The organism is Pseudoalteromonas sp. MMG033, from assembly GCF_057197785.1.
This window is the reverse complement of the sequence record NZ_CM170070.1, coordinates 4410179-4424400: the sequence shown is the minus strand read 5'-3', so window position 1 is coordinate 4424400 and position 14222 is coordinate 4410179. Positions and strand designations below refer to the sequence as shown.

Below are 14222 nucleotides of genomic sequence, written 5' to 3'. Positions count from 1 at the left end.
CCTAATTTTTTTACTTTTTTTATATTTTTTCATATCAATTACTCTATGGAATAAACCAAATAGGGTCGGTAAAACTTTATTTGGCCTGCTCAGTCTCTTCATTCTATAAGACATGTTGCGAAGAAAAGAAACTGATCTTTATGCGTTTTAAGCCTGTATTAATGACTAGTTTGGAATGTAAGTCTATGTAAAGTTTATTGTGGCGTTGCAAACCTGCACAGTAAACTAAAATAGTAATCTAGAGTAGAGCCGATAGGAATATAATAATGTGGCTAAAAACCTCGCTTGTAGCAGTCTTGCCAGCGCTGTTACTAGGCTGTCAATCGACAAATCAAATTGATAACGACTACCTCTCAAACGTTCAGTCCCCAGAGTCATGGCAATACACACATACTACAGGTGAAGTAAGTATGAATTGGTTGCAGCAGCTTACCGACTCGCAAGTACACGGCTTAGTTTCAATAGCATTAGAAAACAACTTAAATTTGCAACGCAAATCAATGGATGTCAAAGCTGCACAGCAGCAGCTTATCATCAGTGGCAGTGCGTTGTGGCCAACATTATCAGCTGAAATGGACAATAGCCGGCGCAGATCAACATCAGAACAGTATTCTACAAACCATTCTTTGGTGCTGAAGGTTAATTATGAATTGGACTTATGGGGCAAATTAAGCGATGAAGCGCGTCAAGCCAATCTGAATGTGATGGCGAGCATGGCAGAGTACAAGCAGCAAACTTATGAGTTAGTTGCAGACGTGGTTGTAAGCTGGTTTGCTGTAATTGAGGGTAAAACGCAAAAAATTTTATTGGAACGACGTTTGGAAGTAGTAGCGCAAAACCTCGATATTATTGAGTCAGGCTACAAGCAAGGCCTCAATAGTGCTTTAGATGTGTATCTTGCTCGGACTGAGTTGAGTAATGAGCAAGCTAAGTTGGCCCAACAAGAGACACTTGTAACGACCACAATACGTACGCTTGAGCGGTTAGTTGGAGAGTATCCCAGCGGCTTACTGGCGGTTAATGCGCAATTGCCATTACTTGAGTCAACAATTTCTCTCGGGGTGCCCTCGACGCTTCTTACAAGGAAACCTGCACTTATGGCTAGCTGGTATCAGTTATTGGCGCAAGACGCGGCATTGGCTTATGCCCATAAACAGCGCTTTCCAAGTATTAACATCAGTGCCAGTTATGGTCCTGGTGGTGAGCAATTTTCGGATGCGTTCTCATTTTCTGCCGCTGGTTGGTCTCTCATATCAGGCATATCAGCACCACTTTTCAACGCTGGAAATCTCGCTGCGAAAGAAGAGCTAGCAAGAATTGAGTTAAAGTCTAAAGAATTGATGTACTTAAACAGTCTTCAAGATGCTTTTGCAGCCGTAGAAAACGGTATAAGCAAAGAAGCATCTTTGAGGATACGATATGAAGAAACGCTGGTAGCTCAGAAAAATGCGCAATTAGCAGAGCAGTTGTCGTTTGAGCAGTATCAAAAAGGTTTAGTCAGTTACACCACAGTACTTGATGCTCAAAAACGGTCATTTGACGCACAAAGCAGCCTTATTTCAATAAAAAACGAGTTGATTAAAAATCGTGTAGAACTCCATCTTGCACTTGGTGGTGATTTTCAACAGACAGAGGAAGTAAGCAATGACATTAGCTAAGCGATTGATTTTACCTGCAGCGATATTTGCGGTGTCTGTTTTATTGGTGATATTGATTTCGTCCAATCCTCCTCAATCTGCAAGGGGGAAGGGAAAGCCGCAGGCGAAAATGGTGGTCGACTATGTAGAGCTTGAAGCTATGCCAATTACCATGGAAATAGAGAGCTATGGACTGGTTCAGCCTAGGACACAGAGCATGCTGGTGGCACAGGTTTCTGGGGAAATAAGCTTTGTCAGTGACAATTTTAGAGATGGTGGTTTTTTTGAAAAGGGTGAAGTACTACTGCAAATTGATGAAAGGGATTATGTAGCAGAAGTGCAGGTTGCTAAAGCGACACTCTTAAACGCCGAACAAGGTTTACTCGAAGAGCAGGCCAGAGGTAAGCAAGCCCTTGTTGATTGGAGGCGCTTGGGGGATGGTAGTGAAGCCAGTGATCTGGTACTTAGAAAGCCACAATTAGCGGCGCAACAAGCAAATGTATTGTCTGCAAAAGCAAAGTTGGCAAAAGCTGAACTAGCACTTGAACGAACTCGTTTGGTCGCGCCTTTTGACGGGCGTATATTGAGTAAAAAAGTCGACTTAGGACAAGTGGTATCGACTAACAGCCAGCTTGCACAAATATACGCAACAGACTATGTAGAAATTAGATTACCGATAAACAACCGAGATTTGGCATTTATACGTTTACCAGAGCACTTTAGGGACGGAGAAATCAATGCACCTACACCCGATGTTCATTTACGCTCTGATTTAGTGAAAGAGCAAAGTTGGCAGGGCAAAATTGTACGAACTGAAGGCGCTATTAGCGAACTATCTCAACAATTGTACGTGGTTGCACAAATAGATGACCCCTTCTCAGTGAAACAGAAAAGCGACTTTGCAATAAAAATAGGCCAGTACGTCACAGCGAAAATTTCAGGTAGAACTCTGACGAATGCGATAACAATCCCAAGTAGTGCAATCTACCAAGGCAGTTATGTGTATGTACTAGATGAGCAGGACCTACTCATGCGAAGGGATATTTCAATTGCTTGGCAAAATGATGATCTTGCTATTATCGAGTCGGGTGTCGCAGTAGGTATGCGCTTAGTTACAACACCATTAGGGCAAGTAAGCTCAGGAACACAGGTGGCGTTAAACAAAAAGCCGTCACAAGACACTGAGCTTTCTCACTCTGAGGAATCCCAGTGGCAGCAACTATCTGACAAACAAAAAAGTAAGTTAAAAAAAATAGCAGCAGAGCGGGGCGTGACGGTTGAGCAAGTGCTAGCAGAGCGAGCGCAAAAAACACAGGAGACAGGGATATGATCGCTTGGTTTACGCGCAATCCTGTTGCTGCAAACTTATTGATGCTATCAATTTTGTTTGGTGGCTTATTTTCTATGTCGACCAAGATCCCACTAGAGGTATTTCCTTCTTTTGAGCTTGATGTGGTCAGTATCAACATGTCATTACGTGGTGCAACGCCTGAAGATGTTGAACAGGGAATTGCTATCCGTATAGAAGAGGCTGTGCAAGACCTTGAAGGGGTAAAGCAAATCTCAAGTCGTTCATCGGAAGGATCTGCGAATGTGCGCGTTGAAGTCGATAGTGGGTATGACCCAAGAGAGATGTTGGCAGATATAAAAAGCCGAGTAGATGCGATAAATACATTCCCTTCGGATGCGGAAAAGCCTGTAATTTCTTTAGCTGAGCGAAGACGAGATGTGATCACAGTCACTGTTGCTGGAAGTTACTCAGAGAAAGAAACCCGTGAATTCGCAGAGCAAGTTAGAGATGACTTATTACGTATAAACGGCGTAACCCAAGTAGAACTAGATGGTGTTCGAGATTACGAGATTGCCATTGAGCTGAGCCAAGACAAACTCAGGCAATACGACCTGACAATTAAGCAGGTAGCGAATTTAATTGGACAGTCTAGTGCTGATATTTCAGCTGGCAATCTCAAATCATCTAGTGGGGACATCCTGCTGCGATCTAAAGGTCAAGCTTATCGTAAAGACGAGTTTGCAGGGATCCCGATAAAAACCAATTCGGATGGTTCAGTGGTGTACCTATCAGATATCGCGACGATTATTGATGGCTTTGAAGAAACGCCGGTGAGAACGCGTTTTAATGGCAAGCAAGCCGCTTTCATTGAGGTATATCGCATTGGCCAGCAAAGTGCAATTGACGTTGCTGATAAGGTTAAAGCGTATATTGAACAGCGTCAGGATGCTTTGCCCAAAGGCTATGAACTCAGTTATTGGGATGACGATTCTGTAATCGTAAAAAACCGTATCTCAACGCTGACTTCAAATGCCCTGCAAGGTGGTATTTTAGTATTGGCATTGCTGACCTTGTTTTTACGTCCGGCTATCGCATTTTGGGTGTTTATTGGCATTCCGGTCTCTTTTATGGGGGCGTTCTTGGCCATGCCACTATTTGGCGTAAGCCTTAACATCATGAGCTTGTTTGGCTTTATTTTGGTGTTAGGCATAGTGGTCGATGACGCCATTGTAACTGGCGAGAACATTTATACGCACTTAAATAGCGCTGAATCAGGAGAGGAAGCTGCCATTAAAGGCACGCAAGAGGTTGCTACCCCCGTAACCTTTGGGATTCTAACCACTGTGGCTGCTTTCTTGCCATTAGCCTTTATCGATGGGGTACGTGGTGCTATTTTTGCGCAAATCCCCGCCGTCGTGATACCTGTTTTATTGATGTCATTAATAGAGTCAAAGTTCGTATTACCTGCTCACTTAAAGCATCTAAAACCCAGAAAAGCAGCACAGCAGCCAGGTCGTTTTAGCCGTTTTCAGCAGCGTTTTGCCGATGGTTTTGAACGTGCGATTTTAAAATACTATCAGCCCGCATTAAAAGTCGCTATTTCTCATAAAGCGGCTACGTTGAGCGCGTTTGCAGGTGTTTTTATTATCATTTTGACTTTGATCACCAGTGGCTGGACTAAGTTTATTTTTTTCCCGCGCATTCCAAGTGAAACAGTAAGAGCTAACTTAACGCTGCCAACGGGGACACCTTTTGAGGTGACCGCCAAATATATTGATTTGATGTCTGATAAGGCACAGGTTTTAAAAGATAAGTATGTAGATCCAAGTACTGGTGAGAGCGTGATCACCCATATTTTAGCGACAACGGGTGGACGAGGCGGTGCGTCTAATTCTGGGCGCGTGCGATTTGAGATAACACCGCCTGAAACTCGCTCCTTAAGCGTCGACTCTCGTCAGCTAGTCAGAGAGTGGCGAGGCCTTATCGGTACGATTCCTGGAGCAGAAAGCTTAACATTTAGAGCTGAAATAGGTCGCTCTAGTGACCCAATTGACGTGCAATTAACAGGTACTTCTTTGGTGGTGCTAAAAGAAGCGGCTCAACAAGTGAAAGCGAACTTAGCCACATTTCCGACCGTATTTGATATCACGGACAGTTTAAGTGATGGCAAAGAAGAGCTACAAATTGAGTTAACTTCACAAGGCAAAGCGCTAGGCCTAACTCGCACAGACGTATCAAGTCAGATCCGCAGCGCATTTTTTGGTGCGCAAGTACAAAGGATCCAAAGAGGTCGTGATGATGTTCGAGTGATGGTGCGTTTGCCCTTGAATGAGCGCAGCAACTTAGCAACGTTAAATACCTTGCTGATCACGACTCAAAATCAAGGTGCGGTGCCGCTGAATCATGTCGCAACGTTAACTCCAGGGCAAAGCCCATCAAGCATTTACCGTATAGATAGATATAGAACGGTGAACATAACAGCCGACATTGATAAAGAAAATACCAATATGACTGTTCTACAAGAAGAGTTAAAGTTTTATCTAGACCAACTTGTGGCGCAATATCCGGGTGTCACGCATTCACTTGAAGGGGAGGCTAAAGAGCAACGGGAGTCTTTTGGCTCTCTGGCATGGGCGTTGCTGTTTGTGTTTTTCATTATTTATGCGTTGTTAGCTATTCCGTTTAAATCATATGTTCAACCCTTAATTGTGATGAGTGTGATCCCATTTGGTTTGATTGGCTCAGTGATTGGTCACTGGATCATGTCTATGGAGTTGACCATTATGAGCTTACTAGGCATGTTGGCGCTAATTGGTGTGGTTGTGAATGATTCGTTAGTACTTGTTGATTACATTAATAAGCAACGCGTCAAAGGCGCTGCGTTAATGCAAGCTGTGCTCAGTGCCGGAGCTGCCAGATTCAGACCTGTGATGCTCACCAGTATCACCACATTTTTTGGTTTGATGCCCTTATTGTTTGAGCAGCAAACTCAAGCACAGTTTTTGATCCCCATGGCGGTTTCATTGGGCTTTGGAATTATTTTTGCCACTTTGATCACGCTTATTCTGGTGCCGGTGAATTATTTATTGGTAGAAAAGCTTCAAACGTTTGCCCGCAGTTTTGGATTGAAAAGTGTGAACTCATAACCGTATAGACATGACACTTAAATCATTAAGTGTCATGTCTTTGTGTTTTATAGAGGGCTTAGCAGAATACTCGTGGGATTCGTTGTCATATTTTTTACTTTCATATCAAAAGTCCGTACAATCAGCGCCCATTGAATGACCGCGCTTTATTGGCGTTTATGCACCAAATATCTGACCTAAAAAATATATTCGATACACAATTTGCAGACTCTCATAATACCCGTTTAGTGAAAGGGGGTGATGAGCCTATTTATCTGCCTGCCAACGACACGTGTTCACATCATCAAGTGGTTTTTGCTCATGGCTTTTATGCCAGTGCTTTGCATGAAATAGCGCATTGGCTGGTTGCGGGTGAGGCACGTCGGTTATTAGAGGATTACGGCTACTGGTATTGCCCTGATGGTCGAGATACAGCTCAGCAGGCCGAGTTTGAAAAGGTTGAAGTCAAACCTCAAGCAATAGAATGGGCACTCAGTGTCGCTGCAGGTTTCGATTTTAATGTATCGGTAGATAATTTAAATGGTGAGCAAACATGCCGTTTTAGTTTTCAAAAACGGGTTTATCAGCAAGTGATGATGTTGTTAGAAGGTGGCTTTAATAAACGTACAGAGCAACTATTAAAGGCCATATCTGCTTTTTATCAGACAACATGGCCATTACAAAAAGAACAGTTTTCTTGGGATTGCCCACAGGAGTTAGAAGATGTCATTTAAACTTGGTTTAATTGTTAACCCTGTTGCAGGGTTAGGGGGTTCCGTTGCCCTCAAGGGGAGCGATGGTGCTGATACAGCGCAAAAAGCTTTGTCGCTCGGTGCTGAGCCTAAATCAAATAATCGCACAAAGTTGGCACTTGAACAGCTTTTACCATTTAAAGACGGTATTCAAATATATACAGTTTCTGGAGAAATGGGTGAGCGCATTTCCAATGAGCTTGGCTTCGACACTCATGTTGTATTTAATGTCAGTGAAAATACCGCTGCACAAGATACCGAAATCGCGGCGCAAAAACTCATAGAGCAGGGCGTTGACCTTATTTTGTTTGCCGGAGGCGATGGCACCGCGAGAAATATTTGCACTGTAGTTGATGATAAAGCGCCTGTGCTGGGTGTACCAGCTGGGTGTAAAATTCACAGTGGTGTGTATGCCATTACTCCAAAAGCCGCTGGTCGCGTTGTAGAAATGCTCATAAAAGGAGAGCTTGTCACGCTTTCTGAAGCGGATGTGATGGATATTGATGAAGTGGCATTCAGAGAGGGGACTGTTAAAGCAAAGCGCTACGGTGAAATGCAAGTTCCCAGTGAAGTTCGCTATGTGCAAAGCGTAAAAAACGGTGGTAAAGAAAGTGATGAGCTAGTGCTGGCTGATATTGCGGCGTTTGTGATCTCAGAAATGGATGAAGACGTGCGTTATATCATGGGCTCTGGATCAACTGTAGAGGCGGTGATGGAAGAGCTGGGTTTAGACAATACCCTACTTGGTGTAGACCTGATCCAAGATCATGAATTGCTAGGGCAGGATTTAACCGCAGCGCAATTACTTGAGCTCACCCAAGACCAGCCGACAAAGCTAGTTATTACGCTTATCGGTGGGCAAGGCCATATTTTTGGCCGAGGCAATCAGCAACTTAGCCCAGAGCTCATTAGAAGAATTGGAAAAGAAAATATTGTAGTCGTTGCGACAAAACGCAAACTTCAAGCATTAAATGGTCGTCCGTTAATTGCAGACACCGGCGACCAAGCACTTGATGATGAATTGAGTGGATATATTAAAGTCGTCACAGGGTATAATGACCATGTGATGTATGCCGTTGGGCATCAAGATTAAATGAGGAGACGGAATGTCATTTGAAACCTATGTAGAGGCTGCACAGCAGTTTTTTGATGAATTAGTCGATCGTGCAGATGATGATGAACTGTTTGCTGGTGGATATTTACGTGGTCATTTTGATTTAGCTGTGGGCTATGCACAAGTTGAAGAGCTTGAATTGCAGCCTGAAGAGCTGAACACGAAAATTGAAGAAAGTCTAGTAAAGGCTTACCGCAATGGTGAGTTAACAGATGAAGACAAAGAGCACGTTGTTAGCATTTGGGAGCAGGTAAAAGCACTTGCAGCCTAATGTGTGATCACTCATGACTCACTGTCATGAGTGACTTTCCCGCCATGGCTGGTTATAAAAACCAGCGCCATACGATAAATAATAAAGAAAACGACACAAGGTATATTAGACCTAGTACAGCAAAGACTTTGACAGCCTTTGGCTGTGAGTCGTATATATCACCCCGTATCAAAGACAAATTAAGCCAAGCGAAAAATGGGGTAGTTAAAAACGACATCGTCATGGCAAACATTAACATGTCTTTTAAATTTCCCTTGAAGAACAAAATGACTATCATGCCAAGTGCTGATTGTATAGCAATGACCACGGACAGACTGTATTTTTTGTTGTGTGGTTTGATGATTTTTAATGATTCATCTAACGTTCTTGCGTAGCCATCTAACACAGTGAGTGTTGTGCCAAACATACACAGAAAAGCGACGACAGCAATCAACCAACGGGACCATTCCCCTATGGTAAGGGCGTACATATCAATGAGTTGTTTTGAGAATGCGACACCTGCCAATTCAATTTTTTGTTCCTGGCCGTATTGCAGTAATACGCCGAGCGCAAAAAACATCAAAGCCAGTATTAATGTCATGGCATAACCTAAATTGAAATCAAATAAGCTTTGCTGCTTGGTCAGTTTACTGTTTCTTAGTTTGCTTTTAAGCCATAAAGAATTTATCGCTGAAATTTCAATAGGGGCTGGCATCCACCCCATTAAAGCAACCATAAAGCCGAGTAAGGCCAATTCGTATGGTGAAGGCGCAACCTGTGGAGCAGGGTGTGCAGGCCCATTGGCGAGCGTAACGACAAGGGCGGCAGTTGTTGCGACACAAAGCAAAGCCATAATGACTTTACTCGCGCTATCTAACACCTTGTAATGCCCAAAAATGAGGATCCCAAGGCATACAAACAGTAACCCAAAGCTCAGTGTCGTGAGGGCCAAGTCGCCCGGTAAAATATATTGGAGTAAAGCAGCTGTAAGGAGCAAGACTCCCGCCGTGTTAACCACAGCCGCGAGTAAATTGATGATAAAAAACAAATAGAATAGCGATGGGTTTTTATCTTTATAGCCTTGCACCAGACTTTGCTTACTGTGCAAAGTGTATTCAACACCAAAACGGAAAAATGGGTATTTTAGAACGTTGACTATCACAATAAGCCATAATAGCTGCCAGCCAAATAGGGCGCCAGCCTGTGTTGCAGCCACTAAATGCGACCCCCCAACGGCAGCGGTGGCCATTAATATGCCAGGCCCGAGCGCCTTAGATTTTGAAATTATGCCTGATAACACGTTGTTTCCTTGTTTTTGTTTGCTATGTTAGCGCGTGTAAAAAATTATCCAAGTGAAAACTTTGTAAGTACGGTTGTTTGTTTTACTGAGCAAATGACTCTGTCTTGAAATACAATTTCACAAATTGAATAAATGTTTTTAGCTTGTGTGATGGCAATGTACTTTGGGGGTAGAAAAGATACATGCCATTGCTTTTTCGCTCAGTATATTCATCGAGTACGGTGCTCAATAAACCAGCATTCAATTCTGTATTGATAAAGTAGTCGGCAATTCGAATTAAACCGGAGCCTTGCAATGCATATTGTTTGGCTAAGTTGTTGTCATTGCTAGATAGCCAGCCGGAGACAGTGACTTTTTCGCTATTAAAGGGCCAACAGGACTGTCCATTAACAACAATACATTCATGGTTAACTAAATCTCTCGGGGTATTGATATTCTGATGCGTTGTTATGTACTGCTGTGAAGCAACGATAATATGTTGGTAATCAAATAATTTCGCTGCCACCATATCGAGTGGTGGAGTGGTTGTTGCTCTAAATGCTAAGTCATAATCTTTGGTATTTAAATTGTGTGTTGTGTAGCTGGCATCAATATCAAACTCGACATTTGGGTGCTGTTTTTTAAATTCAGCACAAAGGGTTGGCAGATATACTTGAGCAAACATACGTGGCGCGGTTAGCCTTATAATGCCCTCAACCTTCTCATTGTTGATGTTACGCTCTAAATTAAATAGCTGGGTTCGAATGGCTTTTCCTTGCTCGAATACTTGCACACCGTACTGGGTTAACTTTACATTGCGAGTCGTTCTGATAAGTAAAGGGGTATTCAATACTTGCTCAAAGCGTTTAATTTTTTCAGATAACTGCCCCTTAGAAATCCCAAGCGCTTTAGCGGCCTTAGTGTAATTAAGTTCTTCAGCGAGCTTTACGAAAAGCATCAATAATTCAATTCGTTTGTGTTCATTCACAGAGTTGAGTCCAGAATTTATTGTTTGGTATTTTGAACGCAGAGTTCTAAATTAAACTGTTTTATTCAATATAAAGAACAATATCATATAGCCATCTATATATTTCGACTAGCTGGAATAAAGTATGAAAAAAATCTTACCAATTCAAAAGTATTTTCCAACCGTGGGCCCAATCGCGTATGGGTGTATGGGGCTTGGTGGTCAGGGGCCACACTTAACAAGTGCAGATGTCATGCAGGCACATAGCGTGATTGATTGTGCGTTAGAGTCTAATATCTGTTTTTTTGACCATGCCGATATTTATCGTGATGGTCGTGCGGAGCAAGTGTTTGGCAAAGTGCTCTCAGAAAGGCCTGAATTAAGAACGAATATGGTGATTCAATCAAAGTGTGGTATTCGTAAAAAAAATGATGAGCAAGTTGGTCGATATGACTTTTCGAGCGAGTGGGTGAAACACTCTGTAGATGGGATATTGTCGCGCTTGAACATCGAATACCTTGATGTACTTATGCTACATCGCCCAGATCCACTTATGCAGCTTGATGAATTGGCAGAGCAAATTTCTCATCTTAAAAGACAAGGAAAAATCAATCATATTGCTGTATCGAATATGAACTTGCATCAAATGTCTTTCTTACAAAGCGCTTTAGATATGCCCATAATTTCGAACCAGATTGAGATGAGTTTGGCAAAGCTTGATTGGCTGAATGATGGGGTAATGGTAGGTAGTCAGGGTAATCACTTAGTTGACTTTGTAAGTGGTACTTTAGAGTACTGTCAACAGCATGAAATCCAATTGCAAGCATGGGGTAGCATGGCAAAAGGGCAATTTTCTGAACAAGGGTTATACTCAGATGAGCTAAGAGTACGAAAAACCTCACAATTAGTTAAAAAACTAGCGCACAAATATCATGTGAGTGTTGAGGCCATCGTGCTGGCATTTGTATTACGCCATCCAGCTAAGGTTCAGCCAGTGATTGGTACAACCCAAGAGATACGGATTAAAAATGCGGTAGAGGCGATAGATGTTTGTCTTGAGAGAGAAGATTGGTACAACCTATATGTCTCCTCAAGAGGGAACCCTCTACCCTAAAGAAGATACAGTGAAATCATAGAGTAAGGGGTATAACTATGACAACGCACCCATTTGATAAGTTACAGACAGAGTCAGGATACACATTCTTTTTGACGCCCTGCCCAGGGACCAAAGGTGTCGCGTTATTTTCAAGTTTAAAGCAGCTTAAAGAAGCGAATGTCGCAGGCGTGATCACTTTAATGAGTGATGAAGAACTGATACAAAGCGGCGTTACTGGTTTGGAAGCTGGGTGCGCAAGTGTTGAGTTATTTTGGTGGCAATTCCCTATCTCGGACGATGGTATACCTACAGAAGTATTTAAGCGGCGTTGGCACAAGCACCTACAACACATATTGCATGTCATTACGCAGGGGAAAACGGTTGCTGTGCACAGCAAGGGAGGCTCGGGCCGAACGTGCTTGATGATAGGGTTGCTATTGTTGGCACTTGGCCATACCAAAGCACAATCAAGGCAATTAGTCTCGAGGGTGTGGCCAAACGCATTGAATAACCCTCATCAATCTCAGTTTTTTGAGTGCTTCTAATCCTCTTTTTGTATTAGATGGATTTTTCCATCTAATACTTCCTAATTCGCTAAAGAACGTAATTTCTTTCTTTAACTAAATATGTTTTTTAGTATCCTTCTGTTTTTAATAAAGATTCTTTATATTTCGACGGTTTTTCAATAACTTTTATAAGTGTAAATCTTTCACTCTGGTCGTATCAGTTGTTTATTTATATGAATTTTAAGAGTTTATTCCAACTTTAAAGGTTTTTTGTTCCTTTTATGAGCTAATACCAAAAGCTCATTTTTCGCACGTTTACTAGAGCTTTTGTTTAGATATTGGTAATAATAAGTGCAACTTTTGACATGGTCACTAGCTTTAAATAGGTACTTTAGTACTGGTTTTACAGGGATGCTTGCTTATGACAGCTCGATACACACCACTGGAGTGTTTTATGCAACTATTTGAAACTGATACAACTCGCTTTACTAACGGTGCTCGCCCATTGGCTGCCTATGTACTATTCACCTTGCTGCTTTTGTTGCTCACCCTGTTAAGTTTCCCAAGTAAAGCCATGGTTGTGATGTCAGGGGAGTTAGATAAGCATTTAAAGTCTTATAACTATGGAACAAAGGCGGACAACAAATGGGTTCAACCAAGCCATGAATATCAGCAAAATTTTCACGTTTTATTTGAGGCTTTTCATCAGCAAAATTGGTTATTAGCTAGCGACTTAGCTGATGAATTAGACTATCAAGTTATCCAATTTAATGATGTCGATACAGACAAAACCTACTTTTTATTGCAAGAGAAGTATCAATTACCAAGTGAAAGGTTCATCGGTGGCGGAACTTATGTGTTAAATACCTCTGGTACTAATGCCGTATTACAAGCGCCGCACCCAAAAAGAGATTCGTTTACAGGCACACAGGCAATAGACGCATTTTTATATACGCAGACAAAGTTACTTATGTTAGCAGGTACGCGACGTGACAGCAGCCATGAAGTGAGTGAGTGCACAGGCACGAATTATTCAGCCAGTGATGTTGCGCATCAAACAGAGTCATTATTTCAAGTAGTACATGAATATATGAGTGACTTTGACCAAGCAACCATATTTATTCAATATCATGGTTTTGGTAAAACAACGCGTGCAAAACTTCAAGCGCAATGCGACACTGACAATGATCTGATGCTCAATTTGAGCGAAACGGTGCGCTATTCAACGAACCCTCAAGAGCACAGCATCCTGCACTCAATACGACGCAGTGTAGAAAGCGAAGGTGTTATCAAGGCTTGTGTATATGGCAATGACACAAGAAGTTTGGGTGGTACTTGGAATGTACAAGGGCGTCATAGCAATGACTCAGTAGACAGTTGCCATAAAAGCGCAGATGCATCTTCTAAGCGTTTTATTCATCTTGAACAAAGCTATGGGGTTAGGAAATATCACAGGGCTGCAATGCAAAGGCACCTCAAAGACGCACTAGACGAATATTTTCAGTAATCAATCTCCCACCTCAGTAAACCAAGTTGCTAAAGAAAGTTGTCGCTCTTTAGCAACTTTTATGATCTAAAATGGTCTTTTACAGCCTTTAATATATCCAGTTTAAAGTGCGATTGAAATAGCCAAAAAACACACATCATGCATCTCTAATTAGTGAAGACAGTCTCTTGCTGTATCCATCCTTTGCTTTTTATATTCTTTGATGTAGCTTAGTATTTGTTCAATAAAATAAAAGTGTATAAGGAAGTAAAAATGCCAGAGAGCGAAAAATTAGCACTTATTAATCAATATATTGAAAGTTATAATGCGTTTAATATTGAGCGTATGTTGTCGTTATTTGATGAGAGCATTGTGTTTGAAAATGAGGCTAATGGCGAAGTGAATGTCAGAGCTGAAGGAAAGCAAGAGTTTGAAAATCTAGCTAAAGAGTCTGCAAAATTGTTTAGTCAAAGAAAGCAAACAGTAACAGATTTTATTGTGAACGACACGATTGCCCAAATAAATATTGACTATTTAGGTGTGCTTGCTGTTGAGTTACCTAATGGTATGAAGGTAGGAGATGAGCTTACGATACAAGGCAAATCTTACTTTGAATTTAAAAATGAAAAAATTAGCTATATTAAAGATATAAGCTAAGTACAAAGATACAAACACGACTTGTGTAGCCAAGTAAAATATCGACTACACAAGGCAATATT

The 14222-nt window shown here is 41.8% G+C and carries 12 protein-coding genes; 10 read left to right on the top strand and 2 right to left on the bottom strand.

All coding sequences use genetic code 11. From position 1 onward, the window contains the following. Nucleotides 1–266: 266 nt before the first annotated feature. The 6 genes from AC2CZC_RS19255 (at nt 267) to AC2CZC_RS19230 (ending at nt 8190) form a co-directional block, all read left to right on the top strand. Complete coding sequence (locus AC2CZC_RS19255) at nt 267–1658, top strand: TolC family protein (RefSeq protein WP_484583043.1); 1392 nt, start codon at nt 267–269, stop codon at nt 1656–1658. Then, nucleotides 1645–2967 (top strand): efflux RND transporter periplasmic adaptor subunit, encoded by a 1323-nt coding sequence (locus AC2CZC_RS19250; protein ID WP_484583042.1) that lies wholly within the window; start codon nt 1645–1647, stop codon nt 2965–2967. The genes AC2CZC_RS19255 and AC2CZC_RS19250 overlap by 14 nt, the downstream gene beginning before the upstream one ends. Continuing rightward, on the top strand, nt 2964–6074 hold the full coding sequence (locus AC2CZC_RS19245) for an efflux RND transporter permease subunit (RefSeq protein ID WP_484583041.1): 3111 nt from the start codon (nt 2964–2966) through the stop codon (nt 6072–6074). Before AC2CZC_RS19250 ends, AC2CZC_RS19245 begins: the two co-directional genes overlap by 4 nt. 158 nt (nt 6075–6232) lie before the next feature. Then, the gene (locus AC2CZC_RS19240) at nt 6233–6787 is read left to right on the top strand and encodes an elongation factor P hydroxylase (protein WP_484583040.1); all 555 of its coding nucleotides are present in this window, start codon (nt 6233–6235) and stop codon (nt 6785–6787) included. Further along, a complete protein-coding gene (locus AC2CZC_RS19235; RefSeq protein ID WP_484583039.1) occupies nt 6777–7898 on the top strand; it encodes an ATP-NAD kinase family protein in 1122 nt (373 codons plus the stop codon). The genes AC2CZC_RS19240 and AC2CZC_RS19235 overlap by 11 nt, the downstream gene beginning before the upstream one ends. 13 nt (nt 7899–7911) lie before the next feature. Beyond that, nucleotides 7912–8190 carry a YfcL family protein gene (locus AC2CZC_RS19230; protein WP_063363102.1) on the top strand — a complete coding sequence of 93 codons (279 nt, stop codon included), beginning with the start codon at nt 7912–7914 and terminating at the stop codon, nt 8188–8190. Between the two features lie 52 nt (nt 8191–8242). Here the strand turns inward: AC2CZC_RS19230 and AC2CZC_RS19225 are convergent, their stop codons facing one another. Continuing rightward, on the bottom strand, nt 8243–9418 hold the full coding sequence (locus AC2CZC_RS19225; RefSeq protein ID WP_484584904.1) for an NRAMP family divalent metal transporter: 1176 nt from the start codon (nt 9416–9418) through the stop codon (nt 8243–8245). Nucleotides 9419–9551: 133 nt separating this feature from the next. Next, complete coding sequence (locus tag AC2CZC_RS19220) at nt 9552–10436, bottom strand: LysR substrate-binding domain-containing protein (RefSeq protein WP_484583038.1); 885 nt, start codon at nt 10434–10436, stop codon at nt 9552–9554. 124 nt (nt 10437–10560) lie between these two features. On the opposite strand from AC2CZC_RS19220, the gene AC2CZC_RS19215 reads away from it, so the two are divergent. From AC2CZC_RS19215 to AC2CZC_RS19200, 4 genes are all read left to right on the top strand, one after another. After that, nucleotides 10561–11529 (top strand): aldo/keto reductase, encoded by a 969-nt coding sequence (locus tag AC2CZC_RS19215; RefSeq protein ID WP_484583037.1) that lies wholly within the window; start codon nt 10561–10563, stop codon nt 11527–11529. 38 nt (nt 11530–11567) lie between these two features. Then, nucleotides 11568–12056 (top strand): phosphatase domain-containing putative toxin, encoded by a 489-nt coding sequence (locus AC2CZC_RS19210; RefSeq protein WP_063363105.1) that lies wholly within the window; start codon nt 11568–11570, stop codon nt 12054–12056. Between the two features lie 415 nt (nt 12057–12471). Next, nucleotides 12472–13524, top strand: coding sequence for a hypothetical protein (locus AC2CZC_RS19205; protein WP_484583036.1), 1053 nt, complete (start codon nt 12472–12474; stop codon nt 13522–13524). A 252-nt stretch (nt 13525–13776) separates the two neighbouring features. Then, a complete protein-coding gene (locus AC2CZC_RS19200) occupies nt 13777–14160 on the top strand; it encodes a nuclear transport factor 2 family protein (RefSeq protein WP_484583035.1) in 384 nt (127 codons plus the stop codon). Nucleotides 14161–14222 lie beyond the last annotated feature (62 nt).

Bases quoted from the DNA above. Each gene is read 5' to 3' on its own strand.
- AC2CZC_RS19200 (WP_484583035.1), top strand. From the start codon at position 13,777: ATGCCAGAGAGCGAAAAATTAGCACTTATTAATCAATATATTGAAAGT.
- AC2CZC_RS19255 (WP_484583043.1), top strand. From the start codon at position 267: ATGTGGCTAAAAACCTCGCTTGTAGCAGTCTTGCCAGCGCTGTTACTA.
- AC2CZC_RS19230 (WP_063363102.1), top strand. From the start codon at position 7,912: ATGTCATTTGAAACCTATGTAGAGGCTGCACAGCAGTTTTTTGATGAA.
- AC2CZC_RS19205 (WP_484583036.1), top strand. From the start codon at position 12,472: ATGCAACTATTTGAAACTGATACAACTCGCTTTACTAACGGTGCTCGC.
- AC2CZC_RS19210 (WP_063363105.1), top strand. From the start codon at position 11,568: ATGACAACGCACCCATTTGATAAGTTACAGACAGAGTCAGGATACACA.
- AC2CZC_RS19240 (WP_484583040.1), top strand. From the start codon at position 6,233: ATGCACCAAATATCTGACCTAAAAAATATATTCGATACACAATTTGCA.
- AC2CZC_RS19225 (WP_484584904.1), bottom strand. From the start codon at position 9,418: ATGGCCACCGCTGCCGTTGGGGGGTCGCATTTAGTGGCTGCAACACAG.
- AC2CZC_RS19235 (WP_484583039.1), top strand. From the start codon at position 6,777: ATGTCATTTAAACTTGGTTTAATTGTTAACCCTGTTGCAGGGTTAGGG.
- AC2CZC_RS19245 (WP_484583041.1), top strand. From the start codon at position 2,964: ATGATCGCTTGGTTTACGCGCAATCCTGTTGCTGCAAACTTATTGATG.
- AC2CZC_RS19215 (WP_484583037.1), top strand. From the start codon at position 10,561: ATGAAAAAAATCTTACCAATTCAAAAGTATTTTCCAACCGTGGGCCCA.
- AC2CZC_RS19250 (WP_484583042.1), top strand. From the start codon at position 1,645: ATGACATTAGCTAAGCGATTGATTTTACCTGCAGCGATATTTGCGGTG.